This window comes from Photobacterium sp. MCCC 1A19761 (assembly GCF_037389125.1).
Lineage (GTDB): Bacteria > Pseudomonadota > Gammaproteobacteria > Enterobacterales > Vibrionaceae > Photobacterium.
This window is the reverse complement of record NZ_JAZGTF010000025.1, coordinates 53,752-73,455: the sequence shown is the minus strand read 5'-3', so window position 1 is coordinate 73,455 and position 19,704 is coordinate 53,752. Positions and strand designations below refer to the sequence as shown.

General features: G+C 50.5%; 16 protein-coding genes. 5 read left to right on the top strand and 11 right to left on the bottom strand.

Annotation, left to right across the window (positions count from 1 at the left end):
- Positions 1 to 20: 20 nt before the first annotated feature.
- The 6 genes from VV869_RS19090 to VV869_RS19065 form a co-directional block, all read right to left on the bottom strand.
- A complete protein-coding gene (locus VV869_RS19090) occupies positions 21 to 575 on the bottom strand; it encodes a hypothetical protein (protein ID WP_337736514.1) in 555 nt (184 codons plus the stop codon).
- Between the two features lie 459 nt (positions 576 to 1,034).
- Positions 1,035 to 1,871 carry a CsgG/HfaB family protein gene (locus VV869_RS19085; RefSeq protein WP_337736513.1) on the bottom strand — a complete coding sequence of 279 codons (837 nt, stop codon included), beginning with the start codon at positions 1,869 to 1,871 and terminating at the stop codon, positions 1,035 to 1,037.
- Between the two features lie 11 nt (positions 1,872 to 1,882).
- Complete coding sequence (locus VV869_RS19080; RefSeq protein WP_337736511.1) at positions 1,883 to 2,287, bottom strand: curli assembly protein CsgF; 405 nt, start codon at positions 2,285 to 2,287, stop codon at positions 1,883 to 1,885.
- A gap of 11 nt (positions 2,288 to 2,298) precedes the next feature.
- Positions 2,299 to 2,751 (bottom strand): CsgE family curli-type amyloid fiber assembly protein, encoded by a 453-nt coding sequence (locus VV869_RS19075; RefSeq protein WP_337736510.1) that lies wholly within the window; start codon positions 2,749 to 2,751, stop codon positions 2,299 to 2,301.
- A complete protein-coding gene (locus tag VV869_RS19070; protein ID WP_337736509.1) occupies positions 2,748 to 3,410 on the bottom strand; it encodes a LuxR C-terminal-related transcriptional regulator in 663 nt (220 codons plus the stop codon). Before VV869_RS19070 ends, VV869_RS19075 begins: the two co-directional genes overlap by 4 nt.
- A gap of 357 nt (positions 3,411 to 3,767) precedes the next feature.
- Positions 3,768 to 4,124 (bottom strand): XRE family transcriptional regulator, encoded by a 357-nt coding sequence (locus VV869_RS19065; RefSeq protein WP_337736507.1) that lies wholly within the window; start codon positions 4,122 to 4,124, stop codon positions 3,768 to 3,770.
- A 737-nt stretch (positions 4,125 to 4,861) separates the two neighbouring features.
- Here VV869_RS19065 and VV869_RS19060 point away from each other — a divergent pair.
- The gene (locus VV869_RS19060; RefSeq protein ID WP_337736506.1) at positions 4,862 to 5,308 is read left to right on the top strand and encodes a DUF411 domain-containing protein; all 447 of its coding nucleotides are present in this window, start codon (positions 4,862 to 4,864) and stop codon (positions 5,306 to 5,308) included.
- 85 nt (positions 5,309 to 5,393) lie between these two features.
- On the opposite strand, the gene VV869_RS19055 is transcribed toward VV869_RS19060, so the two are convergent.
- Entirely contained in the window at positions 5,394 to 6,371 is a 978-nt protein-coding gene (locus VV869_RS19055) for a hypothetical protein (protein WP_443147343.1), read from the bottom strand.
- A gap of 149 nt (positions 6,372 to 6,520) precedes the next feature.
- Between VV869_RS19055 and VV869_RS19050 the strand changes: the two genes are divergently transcribed.
- Together VV869_RS19050 and VV869_RS19045 are read left to right on the top strand one after the other, a co-directional pair.
- A complete protein-coding gene (locus VV869_RS19050) occupies positions 6,521 to 7,216 on the top strand; it encodes a DUF2786 domain-containing protein (protein ID WP_337736504.1) in 696 nt (231 codons plus the stop codon).
- A 211-nt stretch (positions 7,217 to 7,427) separates the two neighbouring features.
- Positions 7,428 to 8,732: an inosine/guanosine kinase gene (locus VV869_RS19045; RefSeq protein ID WP_337736503.1), complete on the top strand. Its 1,305-nt coding sequence runs from the start codon at positions 7,428 to 7,430 to the stop codon at positions 8,730 to 8,732.
- A gap of 145 nt (positions 8,733 to 8,877) precedes the next feature.
- On the opposite strand, the gene VV869_RS19040 is transcribed toward VV869_RS19045, so the two are convergent.
- Together VV869_RS19040 and hrpA are read right to left on the bottom strand one after the other, a co-directional pair.
- Positions 8,878 to 10,890: a methyl-accepting chemotaxis protein gene (locus tag VV869_RS19040; protein ID WP_337736502.1), complete on the bottom strand. Its 2,013-nt coding sequence runs from the start codon at positions 10,888 to 10,890 to the stop codon at positions 8,878 to 8,880.
- Between the two features lie 456 nt (positions 10,891 to 11,346).
- Positions 11,347 to 15,261 (bottom strand): ATP-dependent RNA helicase HrpA, encoded by a 3,915-nt coding sequence (gene hrpA / locus VV869_RS19035; RefSeq protein WP_337736501.1) that lies wholly within the window; start codon positions 15,259 to 15,261, stop codon positions 11,347 to 11,349.
- Between the two features lie 181 nt (positions 15,262 to 15,442).
- Between hrpA and VV869_RS19030 the strand changes: the two genes are divergently transcribed.
- Both VV869_RS19030 and VV869_RS19025 read left to right on the top strand, forming a co-directional pair.
- A complete protein-coding gene (locus VV869_RS19030) occupies positions 15,443 to 15,976 on the top strand; it encodes a hypothetical protein (protein WP_337736500.1) in 534 nt (177 codons plus the stop codon).
- Between the two features lie 160 nt (positions 15,977 to 16,136).
- Positions 16,137 to 16,586 (top strand): tellurite resistance TerB family protein, encoded by a 450-nt coding sequence (locus VV869_RS19025; RefSeq protein ID WP_337736499.1) that lies wholly within the window; start codon positions 16,137 to 16,139, stop codon positions 16,584 to 16,586.
- Positions 16,587 to 16,590: 4 nt separating this feature from the next.
- Here the strand turns inward: VV869_RS19025 and VV869_RS19020 are convergent, their stop codons facing one another.
- Positions 16,591 to 18,969, bottom strand: a complete 2,379-nt coding sequence (locus tag VV869_RS19020) for a helicase-related protein (RefSeq protein ID WP_337736498.1) — start codon at positions 18,967 to 18,969, stop codon at positions 16,591 to 16,593.
- 179 nt (positions 18,970 to 19,148) lie between these two features.
- Positions 19,149 to 19,640 (bottom strand): hypothetical protein, encoded by a 492-nt coding sequence (locus VV869_RS19015; protein ID WP_337736497.1) that lies wholly within the window; start codon positions 19,638 to 19,640, stop codon positions 19,149 to 19,151.
- Positions 19,641 to 19,704: the final 64 nt, after the last annotated feature.

Sequence of the window (19,704 nt, the reverse complement as noted above, 5' to 3'; positions counted from 1 at the left end):
GAAAAATTCCTTAGATTGTGTTATCGAACAGTGATATTTTTATTCATACCATTGATGATGACATGTGTTTGCCCTCCGGACTGTCGAATATTAGAACGGAATTGACTCACATTACTTTTCTGAACAATGAGTGCCGTATTATCATCGCCGTACTGTGTAATTGTTCCTTTATTCCTTTTTCCTTGTTGCACAATACCGGCTTTATTATTATTCCCTAGCTGATAAATCACACCCTCATTTTCATATCCATCTTGCGTTATTGCTGCTTTGTTATACTCTCCATTTTGATTTGTATAAGCAATATTTTGACCACCTTGCTGTGCAATATATGCATCATTATAATTACCACGTTGCTTTATCTTAGCTGCATTCCCTGCATTGAGCCCGTAACTTTGTTGATCAATCACTGCAGAGTTATAACTTGCCTCTTCCAGATCAATCACCGCAGAGTTATCCAGACCCAACTGGAATTCAGAAAGATCTTTCAATTCATTTAGCGCAAGGTCACTTGAGTGAACATGAAAAGCAACACCTGTTATACACAATGCAATTAATTTAATACGTATTAGTTTCATTGTTTCCAGGCCACGAGATTCATTTCGTACTTTCAGTATCGATTTTCTCAGGTTTTATGCCATCAACCTATTCATGAAACTGAAATCTCACTTTTAATGCTTTTATCGTTATTGCAGAGCCACTCTCTCATTCAAAACAACGAGACTTTAAGTAACAAGTTAGTCAATTAGTTTATTTATGAGAACTGAGACTCTTGTTTTCAGGCGATTACACCATTCACCGTGAGTAAGTGGTCAGAAATAGCGCAGGAAAAGCGCTTGAGAACAAGACGAAATTTTCAATAAATAGTTATTCTACAATCAAAAATTCTAACGCAGTTATCGAGCGTTTTAACAAGCTTGGATAACCAGTTACTTACTACGATTGGTCTTAGGTATCGCGCTTCAATACGCAGTGCTCAGAAACCCAAAAGCCCCGGAGCAAGATTGCTCCGGGGCTTTTGATGGGCCGCCTATCCGTTAAATAATCGGGCGACGACGCTGCATGTATTCCTGGATTATCGGATGTTGCAGATCAGCTTCGCGCAAGGGTTGCCAGAGGCCCGTTTTGATCCCATCGACGATCACATGGACCACCGCGGCATCAATGGCCGACATCACCGCGAGGTTCACCGGCTCATTCGTGGTATAGCCTAATTCAGCTTCCAGCAAGTCCTTGTAGTCGACAAACTTGAAGACGCCGGTTTGCAATTCTTTCGACAGAATGGTTTTGCTGGTTGTCACACTCAATAAAATCTGGCCGCTGCGTACATCGATTGCCCGGATATTCACCGTAACCTGATCGGTCCGATATTGTCCCGAGGCACCAATCCCCAGGTACCTGGCCCCGGCGCCGCCTGTTCTGAGGTTGGTATCGTAAGCAACGATTCCCCCCTCAATCATGATATTCGCCGACACCAATGAAGGAAGATAAGGACCGTGGTTGGCCGGAATTTCATGCTTCTTCTGTGCTGCCCGAATGATTTTCCGCTCAGTTAACAAATTCTGCAGCCCTTCCCGCTCAAGCGGGATGAACCATTTCGAATCGAGCAACGCTGTTGTCAGCAATGCCGCCCCGCCTTGCGGAACCGCGGTCGAGAAATTACTGTTCGGCTGTGGCTTATACTGGCCGCTTTGATCCCGAAAATCATACACGGAAACATAAACTTTCCCTTTTGGTAACGGGAGCGACGTCAAGTCCTGATAGGCTGCACCTCGTGCCATCAACGTCGGTTCTTTATTAATTTCCGGGGTTTCAAGCGACATCGAACATCCTGAGAGAATCAACAACATACTTCCCCAAATGAACGCTTTCATCCAACTTCTCCCTACATGTCCGGCATCAGGCCGCTCACCTGAATGGTTGATGACTCACCGGTTTCTTTATCTGTGATCTGGATAATCAAGTTCCCGTTGTCATCAATGATGTTGAGCAGGAAGTCATCCGTCACCAATTGCCCGGTGTTCCCGTTACCGACATCCGATAACAGTTGGCTGATCAGACGTGATTCAAGACTGGCCGCTAATCGCTCGAGGTCCGACTGCTCCCCTAGCAGCAAATCATCATCCGGTGCTTTGTGGTCATTGATGGCATTGGCCACGCCCAGGAGATGGGAACTATTCAACGGATTACCGCCGAAACTGGGATTAATCGGCGTATAGACCAACTCCGTTGCCGAGGCTTGCGCCGAGATGGCGATCAACGCGGCAATGGTCAGCTTGCTCCCTTTCATGGTAAGCCCTCTTAAATTTCGTCGTAATCAACATCAAACGTGTCTTGTAAATAGCGTTCGACACGCCATCGAGCCACGTACGATCGAACAACTTTGATCGCTTCATCGACCTTTGCTTCAATCTGATCTCGTCCCGGAGACAAAGCCGTTCGATAGATTGCTTTTCGTCGATGCAAAATGGAAATAATGCTGCCGGACAAAGCCGTTGGCCGCTCCTTGATGGTCAGGTTCTCTTCCAAATCATCGAATTCATCGCTGAGCTTTTGCGCAAACCGCGAATAAAACTCTTCCCCAAGACGCGTCATGGTTTGGTCAATCACGGCACCACTAATTTCTTTTAAATCATCCAGCGTCCCGTTTTGTTCGAGCGGCTGACCGTTTTCAAGCGGCGGCTGATCATCCTGTGCCGCGACAGGCACAGCGCTTATCAATAAAACGGGTAAGATAAGCTCAATCAGTCTCATAGGGGTAAGTCATTGTAATGATTGCTTTTGGCCCACATGAAGGCTTGCATTCGATTCTTCACATTGATCTTCTTAAACACATTATAAAGATGTGTTTTAACGGTATTTTCACTCACAAACAGCCGTTCGGCGATCTGGGTATTGGACGCGCCAAGCACCAGTAATTGCATAATCTCCTTTTCCCGATTGGTCAGGTTGGCGCATGGCTTGGCAATCATGGTGTCTTTGTGACGATATGCGGAGATCAATTCATTGGTGAGTTTTCTGCTAAGCCACAGCTCACCGCCAAAGATTTTTTTCATTCCCTTGGCCACCACATCAATCCCATCTCCGGCGAAGAACACGCCGACCATATTGGGCCACTTGGCAATGACCTTGGCTGCCACATCGCTCGGTGCATTGATCAGCACCTCACTGGCAGTCATTGAATTTTCAACGAGATAGCTGATGTAAAGATCCAGAGACTCATCGTTAATTTGGGTATTGTCTATGATGGTCAGAATGTTCGACTTCGGCCGCAGGTTCAGTCCCGGTAGCCCTTCCATCGTGGTCGTTTTGATCCTAAGGTCCAACGCCTTCTCAAGGTAATCCCGAAAGAGAGAGGATTGTAAGCTGGCGTCACAGATGAAGACAAAATCATTATATTGAATACATGACATCTTATATTCCCTTAATGTAATCATCTTATTACTAAGACTTTTTAAATCTAGAACAGAGTGTCAAAACATCAAGACTGAAAAAATCAAAAACAATTTCAACGCTTATAGATAGCTGTTTTTATTAGGTATTATCACAATCTCAATGCTGAGACAAAAATAAAATATTCCTAATTAAAATTCTGTAGACAATTGAATTAAAAATCGTCAATACATTACCAGTCAAGCAATCAAAAAATGTAACTATTATATTTGACAAATATTTATACAAAACCAGACACATATAAACAAGAAGGCCTTGAACTGAAAAGTTCAAGGCCTTCATTTCATTCAACTTTATGGCGGATACGTCAAAAGGGGTTAACACGCCTGAACGTGATGTTCATACTCGACAATAATTTGATTTCCGCTATAACGAACATTTTTTATATTGCCATCAACAATATAGGTGTTTCTCAACGTGACGGTTCCTGGGATCACGCCCCCAACCTGCTCTCGCAATGAGGGTAACGTCAGGACCGGATCAACGCCAATCAACTGACAGAACTGGGTCACAAACCCATGTTCCAACAGGGTTTGTCCCCGGAGTACATCTGAAAATTCCAACTGGCTCATGCCTAGTTTTTTGGCCATCTCAATCTGAGTAACCCGCATTTTCGCCTTATAACTCATCCATGTTTCCAGCAACACTTCACGGTCTCTTTCCGTATATTGCATCTCATATACCTTCGCGATTTTCTGCTTTATATAAAATTAAACCGCAACGCTTCCGGTCCATTGTCAGAGCCACGTAAGGCGAGTGTTACTTTTTTAACTTCTGACAAAAAATTTACAATCATTTGTCCTGCACCTGCCGGTATCATTCCCCCGTTAACGGCGATTCGGGAAGATGATCTCAGACAATAAATTCACGATTTCCAAAAACAGAGATTTCGCATCGCCTTCAAGCACATTATAATCAGCCTGTTATACACTCTTTGGACTCAGCGACTGTGACCCTTCACCGCCTTTTCGCACAACTAGCCGTCTTGCTTGCACTCGTTGCAATGCTTGTTGCGCCTGTTTCTGCCGGGCAAGGGGGCTCAATGCTATTCACCAATGCACCGTGTATGACACCCGCCATGCCCGACTGCTGTGCTGAGACGACTTTACCGGCTGAGCATCACTGTCATCATCCCGCCGGTGAGATGCCTTACCTGCATGGGGATCAATGCCAGCATCTTGATTGCCACTCGTACTCGTTGCCGCTGGCAATTCTGACGAGCACGCCACAACTGATATCACCTTCAGCGAGCCCGCTGTTTACGGAGCCCGTCAGTTCGCTCCGCTTCTATCATGATCGGGTCGACCGACCACCCATTCTTGCCTGATTTCTGACTCAAAACAGATCAACACCTGTGCAGCGCACAGCGTGAGACCCTTGATTACCCCATGAAAAGAAACAGGATTAACGAATGAAACGTCACGTATTTTTTGCCATCACTCTGCTAACGGCCAGCCATGTTGCGCTAGCCTCGGATATGATTCGCGGCACCAACTATCAGTCTCCCTACTGCGGATGCTGTAAAGACTGGGTGAAGCACATGGAAGAGAACGGGTTCAAACTGGACATCGAATACCAGCAGGATCTGACCCCGACCAAGACAAAGCTGGGGATCCGCCCTGCCTACGCGTCGTGCCATACGGCTGAAATTCAGGGGTACACCTTTGAAGGCCATGTACCGGCGGAAGAAATTAAGCGATTTTTGGCCGAAAAACCGGCCAATTTAATCGGCCTGGCGACACCTGGGATGCCGATGGGCTCCCCGGGAATGGAATATAACGATCAGAAAGATCCGTATAACGTGGTTGCATTCGACAAAGACGGCAACACTCAGGTCTGGTCTCGCCATCACCAGTAACCACATACGACACAGGCAGAGCGGCAACGCTCTGCCTGCACCCTAAAACCTGTCTTTCAACGCTCAAGGGAACGTGGTCAGGTAATTAACCTGGCAAACGATTTATCTTTGCAAACAAATCGCGGTTCGGATCTTGATGGGCAGCCCAGTGGGGGTCGCTCTCCCGCTTCTCAAAATACACCTGTAACCCGTTAAAATAGGTAAAGGCTACCAACTCAGATTCAGGCATAAAATCCTCAAAGAAAGCCTCTTCCTGCGCTGACAGCTGGTGCAATGTCGTGATCCCATGTTTTAACGCCCAATGGATGGCCTGGGGCATGACCTGGATTCGGGCAATGATCAGAGGCTGGATGTCATCCAACGCAACGGCCACACCTGCGCTCGCTTCGGGATGCGCCGTGTCCAGCGCTGCTTCTTCTGCCACTAAATGCTGCAAACTGCGAATGCTGGCTTCCCGCTCTGCCTCGGAGTATCCCCCCGTCGACTTCGCAAAGCGAATCGCATAAGCCAGACGCTGACGTCCAACCACTTCTACCACCTGAGCCAGATAGGACTGCGGAATCGCGTATGCTTTGGCCAGCTGTTCAATCGCGTGTGCCAGGCTGGTATAGACAATCCCGTCAAATTCGATCTGAAACCGCGCCGTCAGCCCGACGACCGGCAGCCCGTCAATGGTCAGCGGCCAGCCAGAATAATTGACCCGCGCTTTGGCAATCTCAAACATAGTCCAGGCACTTTCCCGGAAGCCTTCCAGGGCTTTGCCTTCAAACTCGGATGCCGCCAACTCTTCCTGGGTCCAGTTCGCACCGATTTGTAGATGCTTTTCATATTTGCGGTGCAGTTTCTCCTTGACCTTATCCCGCAGCAAATCCAGTCCACTGACTTTGACGCCATGACAAAAGCCATAGCACTCTTCACAGCAAGGCAGAAGAACGGGTGCCGTTTGTTGTTCGTAATTGGGGGACGGCATAAAGGCATACGACTCAAAATAAGGTTCGCCGCAAAACCAGCAGGTATGGCGGTACTCAAAAGGCACATCAATCGATTGATAGGCTTTAGTCATCATGAAGTTCTTCGTTTGGCCTGAATCTTGACTCATTATGGGGGGCGTAGTCATGGTTCTCAAGTATCAGGTACTTATCATCCGTGAATTGTACAAGCGGGTTGAACACGTTAAAATACGCGCCCCCGGTAGAGAATGAGTGTGATCGAATGTCTGAACAGAAGCGAAAGGCGCTGAAGAAAATTGCAAAATGCCTAGAGCTGGGTAACTCTGCGAACGTCAACGAAGCCGCACAAGCCATTAAAATGGCACACCGTCTGATGCTGAAATATGGTCTGGAACAAGACGATATTGAATTTATCCAAATGGGTAAAACCAAAACGGCGACCCTCTTGCCGACAGACATCAGCCCACAGATCCTCAAGATTATTCGTGGCATCAACCGACGCTTTGGCGTTGAGTGTGTCCTGACCAATTACAAAGGACTGAAACAAGCTGAATTCATCGGTGTGGCCGAGCGTGCCATCTTCGCAGCGTTTGCATTTGATGTGGTGTACCGGGAAATGAATCAGCAAACCGGCCAGTTCCGCAACAGCTTTGCCGGCACCGGAACCAGCACCACCGAAGTCACACGTCGGGTTGGCTCGTTTCTGGCGGGCTGGATTGAAGGGGCGCTGGAAAAGCTGCCGGAACTCAATACCGATGATGATCATGACAAGCGCATGAGCAACTACATCGATAAAGAATTTGAAAACATCGACCGAGAGACATTTAAAAAGCAACTCCAGGAAGCGATGAAGGCCCTGACCGATGATTACGAGAAAGGTATGAAAAAAGGCCGCTCGATTTCAGTCAACCGACCCGTCGGGGGCACCCGGGCCCATGAGCCGAAACTCCTCGGCTAACCCGAAAACGACCTAAATGACCCGACAGCTGCATCATGCAGCTGTTTTTTCATCTCCAACGCATTGAATCAGCGCTGAATGCAACCGACTTCAATGGCGAAAAAAGAAGCAAAAGAACCATGAATGTCATCATATTGCAAAGAAGTGAGATATAAATCTCACTTCTGTGGTATGATCGAACAAAATTCCCTAAAACCGATAGCCTCCACAAATGAAATTCCCTGGTCAGCGTAAGTCCAAGCATTACTTTCCTGTCAATGCCCGCGATCCATTAGTTGCTCAAATTCAACAAGAAAACCCGCTGTCTCGTGCCCACCTGGTTGGCGTCGGACAGACCATTGTTGATATTGAAGCCCGCGTTGACGATGACTTTCTGGCACGTCATCACCTGAGCAAAGGGCACTCTCTGGTCCTCGAAGAGGACAAAGCCGAGCTGCTCTACCAGGAGTTGAAAGAACGCAACCTGATCAGCCACGAATATCCGGGCGATACCATCGGTAATACCCTGCACAACTACTCGGTACTGGCAGACGATAAATCGATTCTGCTCGGTGTGATGAGCCAGGATCTGAAGATCGGCTCTTATGCTTACCGTTACTTGTGTAATACCTCCAGCCGAATGGATCTGGATCATCTGCAACCGGTCAATGGACCGATTGGTCGCTGCTATACGCTGATCACCGCAGACGGCGAACGCACCTTCGCCATCAATGAAGGTCAGATGAACCAGTTGCGCCCGGAGTTCATTCCGGAATCGATTTTTGAAAACGCCTCTGCACTGGTGCTGTCTTCTTATCTGGTTCGCGGCAAGCCCACCGACCCGATGAAAGACTCTGCCCTCAAAGCCATTGAACATGCGAAAAAATTCAATGTGCCGGTTGTCCTGACCCTGGGAACCAAGTACGTGATCGAAGGCAAACAGGACTGGTGGATCGAGTTTCTGAAAGAGCATGTCACCTGCGTGGCGATGAACGAGGAAGAAGCTGAAGCCCTGACCGGAGAGAAAGACCCGCTGATGGCGGCCGACAAAGCGCTGAACTGGGTCGACATGGTGCTGTGCACCGCAGGTCCGGTCGGTCTGTATATGGCCGGTTACACCGAAGATGCTCTCAAGCGTGAATCTTCCCTGCCCCTGCTGCCGGGTCAGATTGCTGACTTCAACCGCTATGAATTCAGCCGCCCGATGAAAAAGTCGGATTGTGAACACCCAATCCGGGTTTACTCGCACATCGCGCCTTACCTGGGCGGTCCGGTACAGATCAAGAACACCAATGGTGCCGGTGATGCCGCCCTGTCAGCCCTGTTGCATGACATGTCAGCCAACCGCTATCACAAGGCCAATGTCCCGAATTCTGCCAAGCATAACGGCAGCTTCCTGACCTACTCTTCATTCTCGCAAATTTGCCAGTACTCGAACCGAGTCAGCTACGAAGTGCTGACGCAGCACGCCCCACGGCTATCCCGCGGGCTGCCTGAGCGTGAAGACTGTCTGGAAGAAGCGTACTGGGAACGCTGATCCCGGTAGACAGAAACCGCAAGACACAAAAGCGGCGCCTGAACAGGCGCCGCTTTATTATGCCGCATATTATATAGACAGTTCATATAGGCAGACTGCAAACCCGCACCATAGGGCTTGTTTGCAATCGTGGTCACGCCCTGGATTAATAGCGGAAGAAATTGATCTTCTTGCTCACATCCTGGGTAAAACCACAGACCCGTTCACTTTCGATCAGAGTCTGATTTGCCCCTGTACCAATTTTCCCCGCCACTTCGTTAATGGCCACCAAACTGCGATTCACCTCTTCAGTCACCGCAGCCTGCTCCTCGGCAGCACTGGCAATTTGATGAGCCATATCCTGGATCTTCCCGCTATGCGTCCGCACTTCTTCCAGCGAACACACCGCCTGCTGGGCATGCTCCAGGCAGACATCACTCAGGCTGCGGTTGTGACGCATTTTCTCCACCGCATCTTTGCTGCTGTGGCGCAGTGAATCAATCATCTGCTGAATTTCATCCGTGGACTGAGCCGTTTTGGTTGCCAGATTACGCACCTCATCCGCGACCACGGCAAAGCCTCTGCCCTGCTCACCTGCACGTGCTGCCTCAATCGCCGCATTGAGTGCCAGCAGGTTCGTTTGCTCAGAAATATTGCGGATCACCTCAAGGATACTGCCGATGTTATTCGTTTCCTGCTCCAAAATTTCAATCACTTTGGCCGCCCCCTCAACATTACCGGCCAATTCACGCAGACCTTCCGCACTGGCAGCAACCACCTGATGCCCCTGTTCAACAGACTGCTGCGTGAGACTTACCGCTGACGCTGTTTCCTGGGCATTGTCCGAGACACTATGCGCCGTCGAGGCCATTTCGGTGGTCGCCGCGACCACCTGATCAATCTCGTCACTCTGCAACGCGATCTGAGTCTGACTTTCTTTGGCGATATCAGACGTAGCCGCAACACTGCTCGTCAGAGATTGCACCGAGCCGGCAACATCCCCGACAATGCCCCGGACATCATGAATGAATGTATTCAGATGGTTCGCCAACTGCCCGGTTTCATCACGGCGGGCGATCTCAATTTGCTGAGTCAGATCCCCTCCAGAACGGGTTAAAGCTTCGACCCGTTTCACCAAAACCGTTATTGGTGCGGAAATCGATGCCGCCACCAGCCAAATCATGCCCATTCCCAGCAAACCCGTGATCAAACCAACCGTCATTTGTCCTGTCTGACTGGCATTGAAATGCGCACTGAGCGTTTCGACAATGCCATAGGCACCAGCCAGTGCCACTTTCTCAGGGACCACCACCACGACATGCCAAGGCTTATTGGTTCCGACTGTGGTAAAACTCTCGTTGGCAATGATAGATTCGCCCGATAACACCACCTCGCCATGCTGACGTTCGCGGATCAGTTGACTGACCTCTGTGCTCCCCAGCATCTTGCCGATATTGCCGTCATCACCGCTATCGGCAGCAATGATCCCCGATGCACTGATGATCAATACCCGCGACTGGCCTTCCAATAAATTATTACTGGTGTTCACAGCCAGGGTTTGAAGAAAGTCGAGCGAGTAATCAACCCCGAACATACCAGCAAACTCACCATTACGAAGCACTGGCGCAGTAAAAGAACTCATTAAAGTCGATTTTCCCTGAACCACATAGCTGGCAGGATCAATCACACAGGCCGATAATGTTTCTTTCGGACACAAATACCATTCTGAACCACGAATACCATTTTCATTTTTCTTGATATCGTAAAAAGGATAAGACGCTTCCAGAATGATATTCCCGGATGGCGAGCGGTTAAAATATGGCGCAAACTCGCCATTTTTTTGAACATACTCCGTATTGACATATTGTTCATCTAGATTATCAAATTTGTTATATTCCCAACCAGAGTAGATACCAATTATATTGGGGATATTATCAATAGTATTCCCCATCATCTGAATCACACTGTCTCGAGAAATATTTGGATCCTGATGGGTAAATGATGCTGCAAGCGTTTTCGACACTTCCATGGCTTCATTGAACACCAGATTGATGTTCCCGGCCTCTACTTGAGCAGATAGTCTAACCTCTTGTTTTAGTGAATCTTTTGCGTAATTCAACACCAGATTATCGAGCGATTCAAGGAGTTGGTTCCCGCTATAATATCCATATCCTAACATCGCGCCTGACACCGTCAGTATGCTTGCGCCACAAAATATGAGTAGCTGCTGCTTAATACTCGAGAAATTCATTTAAGTTCCTTGTTAATTATCACCAAAAACTAAATAATAAAAATTAACATTTCTTCCAAATTATTATTTAAAGGCTATCAGGTGAAGGAATTTGTTTATTATGAAAAGAGCATGAATTAATTCATATAAAAATTAGCATAGTTGATAACTATATTCAAAATGTGCATATCACGGTAAAGCAACCATTATTTTTCATTTATGATATAAGTTTGGATCATTATTTTTAATTTGGCGTTCAAGTTGAACTAATGGATTCTCAAGGCAGATATATCGAGATCGAACTATAGCCATAGAGGATTTTTTATTTTTATAAGGTATGAACTTGAAAGGGTAAAAAAAACAGAGCCTTTGCGGCTCTGTTTTCATAACGTGATTGAAGTCAAATCAACATTCGTTGATCGCATTACGAATTCGCTTATCGGATACCGGATACGGCGTCCCGAGTTGCTGAGCAAAGTAGCTGACCCGCAGCTCTTCGATCATCCAGCGGATCTCTTTCACTTTCTCCGGCACCGGTTGGCCTTTTGGGATCTTGTTGAGCAACTCTTTGTAATCCGACACCACCGATTCGACCTTCATGATGTGCATGCGATCTTTGTTCGGATCAATCGGCAGCTTTTCCATTCGACGCTCAATGGCTTTCATATATCGCAGAATGTCCGGCAGGCGTTTCCAGCCGCATTCGGTTGCAAAGCCTTTGAAGATCAATCCTTCAATCTGCGCTTTAATATCTGACAACGCGAAAGCCATGGTCAAATCCACCCGGCCTTTCAGACGCTTGTTGATATTAAAGGCGGTGGTCAGAATCGCTTCGACTTGCTTAGCAATGTCTACCACTGTATCGCCCAGCTCGGCGCGAACATACTCTTTCAGCGCTTCAAAGGCATCCGGCTCCCAAACCAACCCGCCTTTGGCTTCGATCAGCTTATCGACGCCACAGGCAATACAGTCATCAATGAGATCCATCACCCGGCCGTATGGGTTGAAGTACAGACCCAGTTTCGACTTGTTCGGCAAGTTGGCATGCAGATACTTGATCGGTGACGGCACATTCAACAATACCAGACGACGCTGACCCTGCTGCATTGCCGTGCGCTGCTCTTCTTCGGTTTCGAACAGCTTGATCCCGACCGAGTCCTTGTTATCAACAATCGCCGGATAGGCTTTGACTTCAAAGCCGCCCCGCTTTTGCTGATAACGCTCCGGCAACTTCCCGAAACTCCAGGTTTTCAGGCCGTCCTGCTCAATATCATCATCCGCCACCTTCGACAGCGTTTCCTGTACCTTCTCTTTCAAGCCGTCTTTGAGACTGTACAGATCTTTGCTCTCTTTCAGCTTACGGTTGCGATGATCCACCACCCGGTACGTGATCTTCAGGTGATCCGGCACTTGGTCAAGATTCCAGTCTTCACGCAAAACAGTCACACCGGTCATGCGCTTGAGTTCTTTCTCCAACGCATCCAATAACGGCATCGCCATGGCTTCGCAACGGGCCAGAAACGCATCGGCGTAGTTCGGTGCCGGCACAAAATTGCGGCGAACCGGTTTCGGTAACGACTTAATCAGTGCGACGACCAGCTCCTGACGCAGACCCGGGATCTGCCAGTCGAAACCATCTGGCTCCACCTGATTCAGGATCGGCAGCGGCACATGAACCGTGACACCGTCACTGTCTTCTCCTGGCTCAAACTGGTAGCTCAGCTTCAGTTTCAGGTTCCCCTGATGCCAGAAGTTCGGATAGTCCAGATCGGTCACATGGCTGGCATCGCCCCTGAACAGCATTTCCCGTTCAAAGTTGAGCAGCTCGGCATTGTCCTTGGCCGCCTGTTTCCACCAGGTATCAAAGTGACGTCCGGAAACCACCGTGTGATCAATGCGCTGATCGTAGAACTCAAACAGCGCATCATCGTCAATCAGGATATCGCGGCGGCGGGATTTATGCTCCAGCTCTTCCACTTCCTGCAAGAGTTTGCGGTTCTGATGATAGAACTTGTGCTTGGTTTCCCAGTCCCCTTCCACCAGCGCCGAGCGAATAAACAGCTCGCGGGATAGCACCGGGTCAATCTTGCCATAGTTCACTTTTCGCTTGGCAACAATCGGGATCCCGTACAGGGTCACCTTCTCAAACGCGGCAACAGCGGCCTGCTTCTTCTCCCAGTGCGGTTCACTATAGCTGCGTTTCAGCAAATGCTCGGCCAGCGGCTCCACCCATTCCGGCTGGATCTTGGCGGCAATCCGCCCCCACAGCCTGGAGGTTTCGACCAGCTCAGCCACCATCACCCATTTGGGCTGCTTCTTGAAAATACCGGAGCCCGGGAAAATGTTGAATCGGGCGTTTCGCGCCCCCTGGTACTCGTTCTTTTCCTGATCTTTCAGGCCGACGTGAGATAGCATCCCCGCCAGTAACGCGGTATGGACCCCTTCATAGCTGGCTTCCTGCTGGTTCATCCGCAGATCCAGCTCGCGAACCACCTGATGAACCTGGAAGTAGATGTCCTGCCATTCCCGAACCCGCAGATAGTTCAGGTAATCTTTCTTACACTGACGGCGGAACTGGTTCCCCGACAGCGCTTTCTGCTGCTCCTGAACATACTCCCACAGGTTGACGAACGTCAGGAAGTCGGATTCCTTGTCGTAGAAACGGCGGTGCTTTTCATCGGAAGCCTGCTGTTTCTCCATCGGCCGCTCACGCGGATCCTGGATCGACAGCGCGGAAGCAATCACCATCACCTCACGCAGCGCTCCATGTTTCGGCGCTTCGAGTACCATCCGGGCCAGACGCGGGTCAATCGGCAAACGCGCCAGCTGGCGACCAATCGCCGTCAGCCGATTGCGTGGATCTTTGGCGTTGGTGCTCATTGCGCCCAGCTCTTCCAGCAGGCGGACACCATCCTGGATATTGCGATTATCCGGGGCTTCCACAAACGGGAACGCCTGAATATCCCCCAAGCCAATCGCTGTCATCTGCAAGATGACGGAAGCCAGGTTGGTACGCAGAATTTCCGGATCGGTAAATTCCGGCCGCGACAGGAAGTCTTCTTCCGAGTACAGACGGATACAAATCCCTTCCGCGACCCGGCCACAACGGCCTTTCCGCTGATTGGCACTGGCCTGAGAGACCCGCTCAATCGGCAGGCGCTGTACCTTGGTCCGGTAGCTATAACGACTGATCCGGGCAGTCCCCGGATCGATGACATAGCGGATTCCCGGTACCGTCAGCGAGGTTTCCGCAACGTTGGTCGACAGCACAATCCGGCGTCCGGCATGGGCCTGGAAGACACGGTTTTGCTCCCCGGCCGACAGGCGTGCGTAGAGCGGTAGGATCTCGGTATCCCGCAAATTACGCTTTTCCAGTGCCTCGGCGGTATCGCGGATTTCGCGTTCTCCGTTCATGAAGATCAGAATATCGCCCAGGCCTTCGTCGCACAGCTCGTCCACGGCATCAAAAATCGCCTGGAGCTGATCGCGGTCACTGTCTTCACCATCTTCGCTCACCGGACGGTAGCGGACTTCCACCGGGTAGGTTCGCCCGGAGACTTCAATGATCGGCGCATTGTTAAAATGCTTGGAGAAACGCTCCGGATCGATGGTGGCCGAGGTAATAATCACCTTCAAATCCGGGCGCTTCGGCAACACCTCGCGTAAATAGCCCAGAATGAAATCGATGTTCAGGCTCCGCTCGTGCGCCTCATCGATAATGATGGTGTCGTACTGGTTCAGGTAACGGTCATTTTGAATTTCGGCCAGCAGAATACCGTCGGTCATCAATTTGATCTGGCTGCGTTCAGACACCTGATCGTTAAACCGCACCTTGTAACCGACTGCCGAACCCATCTCGCATTCAAGCTCTTCGGCAATCCGGCTCGCCACCGAACGCGCTGCCAGACGACGCGGCTGGGTGTGCCCGATCATCCCTTTGGTGCCCAGACCCAGTTCCAAACAGATTTTCGGCAACTGGGTAGTTTTCCCCGATCCGGTTTCACCAGCGACAATCACCACCTGGTTATTTTGAATCGCTTCAGCGATATCATCTTTCTTCTGGCTGACCGGGAGCTGCGCCGGGTAGGTCACTTTCGGGCGCTGTGTGGCCCGCAGTTCAGCAATTTGCATGGATTTGGCAATATCCATAGCAATTTCATCAAACACGGCGTGTCTGGCTTGTTCATTTTTAATTCTGGCCGCGCCCTGCACACGCTTGTGCAAACGAAAGCGATCGCGAATCATGCAATCTTGAATCGCGTCTTTCAGCGTTTTTTCATTATTGAAAACGTCTGGCTGAGAAGTATTCGACTGAGTCAAAGGAATTCCTGATTTTTCAGCTGGGTATTGAATAAAACTGGCGCGATTCTACCACAACTCTGCGCCGGGTGCGGTATCGGAACCTGCTTCGTTAAAGGAAGCAGCAAAGTGCTTCCATTGCAAGCAGCATCCCCCTTCAGGTACTATCCGCGCGATTTATCACGTAACTCTGAGTCACATCATGAAAAAAACACTAATGAGCCTGGCCCTGGCAACTGCTATGACGGCCCCGGCTTTTGCTGCGCAACCTGTTCAACTTTCTCTACCTGAGACCAACCTGCCTGCAGGTAATGTCGAAGGTTTTCGTGCCAGCCTGATCTACGGAAAGACAGAGCAGGTTTCCGGCCTGAATGTGCCGATTCTGGGTCTGTCTGAAACCAGCCAGTTCACCGGAGTCAGCTTCGGGATGCTGTTTGGTGTCAACCGCGTAACCAGCCAGTCTACCGGTCTGAAACTGGGCCTGGCGAACTGGAACGACGGGAATGCGAAAGGCGCTGACCTGGGTTTTGCCAACTACACCGCGGGTCAGTTTACCGGCCTGCAAATGGGTGCGTTCAACTACACCGGCCGCCTGACCGGGCTACAGTTCGGCTTTATCAATGCCACGGACCGTATCGAAAAAGGTGTTCAGATTGGTCTGATCAACTACGACAAATCAGGCACCTTCATCGGCCAGGACATTCCAGTCTTTCCGATCATCAACGCCCGATTCTAATCTGATTCTGGATTGCTGAAGGAGCCCGTCGTGGCTCCTTTTCCCCTTTTTATCCTTTACCCTTTTTACTCTTCGGCTTGCTCGCTCCAGACAGACATTCACCGGAACCCCCGGCCATTCCTGCGGTCTTATTGACGTCAGAGAAAAAAGAGAGCCCACGATGTTCAAACAGCTACGCACCCTGCTGCGTCAGGTGATGTATGAAGGCGACGCCAGTGGCGCCGTAGATACGCCCAGTCTCCAGCTCGCCATGGCCGCGCTCCTGTGTGAAGTCTCCGCCGCCGATCACATTATCGATCCCAAAGAGCAGCAGGCGAAAGTTCACTTGCTGAGCAAACTGCTGGATATTCACGAAGAGGAAGCGACCTTTCTCATCGATAAAGCCAGTGCTCAGACGCTGCAATCGGTCTCGCTCTATGACTTCACCAACAAGCTGCGCAGCCTGACCGCAGAGCAGCGCTATCAGTTAATCCAAGCGATGTGGCAAGTCGCCTACGCCGATGGTGTGATTGACCCGCTGGAAGAAGCGGTGATCCGCCAGGTCTCTGAGCTGATCTATGTCAGCCACAGCGATTTCATCCGTGCCAAAATCTCGGCCCAACCGACCTAACCACCTATTTGATATCAATCGTCCGGCTGGCTTTGCGGTACTGAATTTTCCACCCTTGCCAGCGGGGCAACTCCCAGCGCTTCGGGTCCGTTTTACGGTTGCCGCCGGCATACACCGCCAGCACTTTCTTACCGCCGACCCGGTATTCAATATTCAATGTCAAATCGGTCAGCAGTACCTGATAAGGAAACTCGCGGTCAAACGCTTCCCGCTCCCACGTCGGAATGCCATCGAACGGAAAATCGTCAGCCCCGAATAACGCCAGATCTTCGGCCGATTCCACCCCCAGCGCTGCCAATTGCGTGTTCAGCCAATCGCGGGCCTCAACAGGCTCCGGTGCCCGCGTACAGGTTTCAGCCTGATAGCGCCCCAACGCCAGGTACAGGTTCCACTGGTGGATATCCACGCGAACCTGCTCGGCCAGCCCATCGACCAGCACACCGTCAAGCACCATCTCGACCAACGCCGCCAACGCCGACTCTCCCTGAGGCGCCTGCCAGCGGGTCTCGATCACCCGGCCGGCATAAACCCGGCGATGGGCCACCCGACAGCCTGCTTCGGTCACTTCCGCCTCCCCCAACTCCTCGGTTCCCATGTCCAGTTGATTGAGCTGGGCAAAAGTAACCGGCGCCATACACGTGGCCAGCACCAGATTCTGTTTAACCCCTTTGCCCGGCAAGGCAAACTGATCGAAAACCACCGCCGCCTCGGCCTGTTCCGGAAAGCGGCTGTCCCGGCCGATACTGACTTCAGCGTACCCGTTTCCGAGCGCTTGGCGGCGCTTTTCCCGCCGGACATACACCAGTTCCGGGACGGCGCTCATCACAGCGTTCAGCCATGGCTCGCGTTTCACGGATGACGCCGCATCCAGATCCGGCAATTGCAGCGCCTCGCGCATTTGTCGCGACAACTGGCGCGCTTCGGCCAGTACATCACGATCAATGGTCAGCCATTCCGGAACCGTGCCACGCAGCAGCTTCACCAGCGCCATTGCGTCACAATGGTTCGGCTCCCACTGCGCCAGTTTTTCCCGGTTTTCTTCTCCATTCGGCATTTGCCATACGCGCTGATAAACACTCAGCCCGGCGGCCAGATCAACCATCGCTTCCCGGCTGGCCTTATCTGGCATCGCCGTGATCAAATGGGCAAACAAGGTATCAATCGGCAGCGGGTACAACAGCTGACCGTGCGCGGTGATTTGCCCGTTCGGGTCAATCGCCTGCATTTGCAGCAACTTGTCCCGCGCCAGCATCAGGGACTTCTCCGGCACCGGATCGGCAAACTGCAACGCATCCAGACGTGCGCCACAGCTCGCCGCGGCCAGCATCGGCTCGACCAGCTCTTCCCGCTGTAATTCCGGTGGGGTCAACCGCTCCAGCGGCGCGGCTTTGCCATAAAGCCGGATGCACTGCCCGGCGCTGATCCGCCCGGCCCGCCCCTTGCGCTGTTCGGCACTGGCATGGGAGATCGCATGCAGACCCAGCACTGTCCGGCCATTGCGCTGGTGCGTGCGCCGCTCCAGTCCGGTGTCGATAATCAGGGTGACACCGGGGATGGTCAGCGACGTTTCTGCCACGTTGGTCGCCAGAATGATCCGCTGCCGATCACTTTTCGTCAGCGCCCGATGGCGCTCGTCATCACTGACCGAGGCATGCAGGGCAATGACATCCATTTGGTGATCGGTGATGGCCGCAGAAAACACTTGCTTTAAGTGTGCCGCGCACTGGGCGATCTCTTTACGGCCCGGCAGAAACACCAGAATATCCTGATGCTGTTGGTGCAGCGGTAAAATCGCCTCCGCCACTTTCTTCTCGATCCCTCGAATATCCGGCATATTGCGGCTGTCTGAAGCCATGTGACTCACTTCAACCGTATAATTTCGTCCAGTCGCCTGCAGTCGCTCGGCACCGAGGTATTCCGCCAGTCTCAGGCTGTCCATGGTGGCTGAGGTCGCTACCAGTCGGTGCGTCTGCTTTTGTTTCAGCAACGCCAATAGCAAGTCGGTATCCCAGCGGCGTTCATGAAATTCATCAATCATCACCGTGTCAAAAGTCGCCAAATGATCGTCACTGAGCCAGCGCAAAGCCACCCCAGGAGTGACAAACACAATCTGACTTTGGTCGTTAAATCGGTTATCAAACCGGATGGCATAGCCCACGCCTTCACCAAGCTGATCGCCACGAAGCTGCGCGACATATTCCGCCAACGCGGTACAGGCCACCCGCCGCGGCTCAACCACCAGCACCCGACCTTGTTGCGCTGCCCAAATCGGCAGACGAGTCGACTTCCCGGAGCCGGTCTCCGCTTCAACCACCAGGTGATGGGATTTCAGTTGCGACAGAAAAGTATCTTTTAAAGAATCAATGGGTAACGACGGTGACATGAACAATGCTTATACTGTGATCTCAGGAGCGCTATTGTGACAAGAATCAGTCGCCTTGTCATACCTACAGTGGCCACGTTGTCGGCCATTCAATGTAACCCGGTATTCAACAGCACCTATCAACGACTTCTGGCTGAAAAAAACAACGCAAACTTATTTATTGACGTCATAGTCAATTGCTATGTGCATTTTTCGGTAGAGGTCAATTGAGTATATGAGAACTCTAAACTTTCAATGAAAGACTCGCTTATACCCGGTAGACCAACAGTAAACGTATCAACATACGATATTTCAAAAACATCGTACAAAAAGCTGTCTTCTACTTTCGCCACATGGATCGGAGAATATGGTCTGAGAGCAACAAGAAAGTCATCTAATTGATCGTCTTCGATTAAGTTGTATTGATCTCCAGTAATATCAATTACAACACCTTCAATTTCTATCCAATAATGCGTGATTAATCCATTTTTTGGGCGTACACCACCAATACCTCTAATTTCCAACTCGGGATAGAGTTTGAGAAAGTGATAGACAAGAATCATTGACGTTAGTTTGCAATTCATCACTGGAAAATGTTCTGTCACTAATGCGGTTTTTTCAGGTTCACAGGACTGAATCAACTGCCTAAATCTAACAGCTTCTCTCAATATTTTATGCTGATTTATAGCCACAGAGTCCCCTATTACACGTTATGCGCGCACAAGCAGTGAGAAACAATTGACTAAAATTAGTTAG

Bases quoted from the DNA above. Each gene is read 5' to 3' on its own strand.
- VV869_RS19075 (WP_337736510.1), bottom strand. From the start codon at position 2,751: ATGAGACTGATTGAGCTTATCTTACCCGTTTTATTGATAAGCGCTGTG.
- VV869_RS19065 (WP_337736507.1), bottom strand. From the start codon at position 4,124: ATGCAATATACGGAAAGAGACCGTGAAGTGTTGCTGGAAACATGGATG.
- VV869_RS19090 (WP_337736514.1), bottom strand. From the start codon at position 575: ATGAAACTAATACGTATTAAATTAATTGCATTGTGTATAACAGGTGTT.
- VV869_RS19085 (WP_337736513.1), bottom strand. From the start codon at position 1,871: ATGAAAGCGTTCATTTGGGGAAGTATGTTGTTGATTCTCTCAGGATGT.
- VV869_RS19070 (WP_337736509.1), bottom strand. From the start codon at position 3,410: ATGTCATGTATTCAATATAATGATTTTGTCTTCATCTGTGACGCCAGC.
- VV869_RS19025 (WP_337736499.1), top strand. From the start codon at position 16,137: ATGTTCAAACAGCTACGCACCCTGCTGCGTCAGGTGATGTATGAAGGC.
- VV869_RS19045 (WP_337736503.1), top strand. From the start codon at position 7,428: ATGAAATTCCCTGGTCAGCGTAAGTCCAAGCATTACTTTCCTGTCAAT.
- VV869_RS19040 (WP_337736502.1), bottom strand. From the start codon at position 10,890: ATGTTAGGATATGGATATTATAGCGGGAACCAACTCCTTGAATCGCTC.
- VV869_RS19055 (WP_443147343.1), bottom strand. From the start codon at position 6,371: ATGACTAAAGCCTATCAATCGATTGATGTGCCTTTTGAGTACCGCCAT.
- VV869_RS19080 (WP_337736511.1), bottom strand. From the start codon at position 2,287: ATGAAAGGGAGCAAGCTGACCATTGCCGCGTTGATCGCCATCTCGGCG.
- VV869_RS19060 (WP_337736506.1), top strand. From the start codon at position 4,862: ATGAAACGTCACGTATTTTTTGCCATCACTCTGCTAACGGCCAGCCAT.
- VV869_RS19020 (WP_337736498.1), bottom strand. From the start codon at position 18,969: ATGTCACCGTCGTTACCCATTGATTCTTTAAAAGATACTTTTCTGTCG.
- VV869_RS19030 (WP_337736500.1), top strand. From the start codon at position 15,443: ATGAAAAAAACACTAATGAGCCTGGCCCTGGCAACTGCTATGACGGCC.
- VV869_RS19050 (WP_337736504.1), top strand. From the start codon at position 6,521: ATGTCTGAACAGAAGCGAAAGGCGCTGAAGAAAATTGCAAAATGCCTA.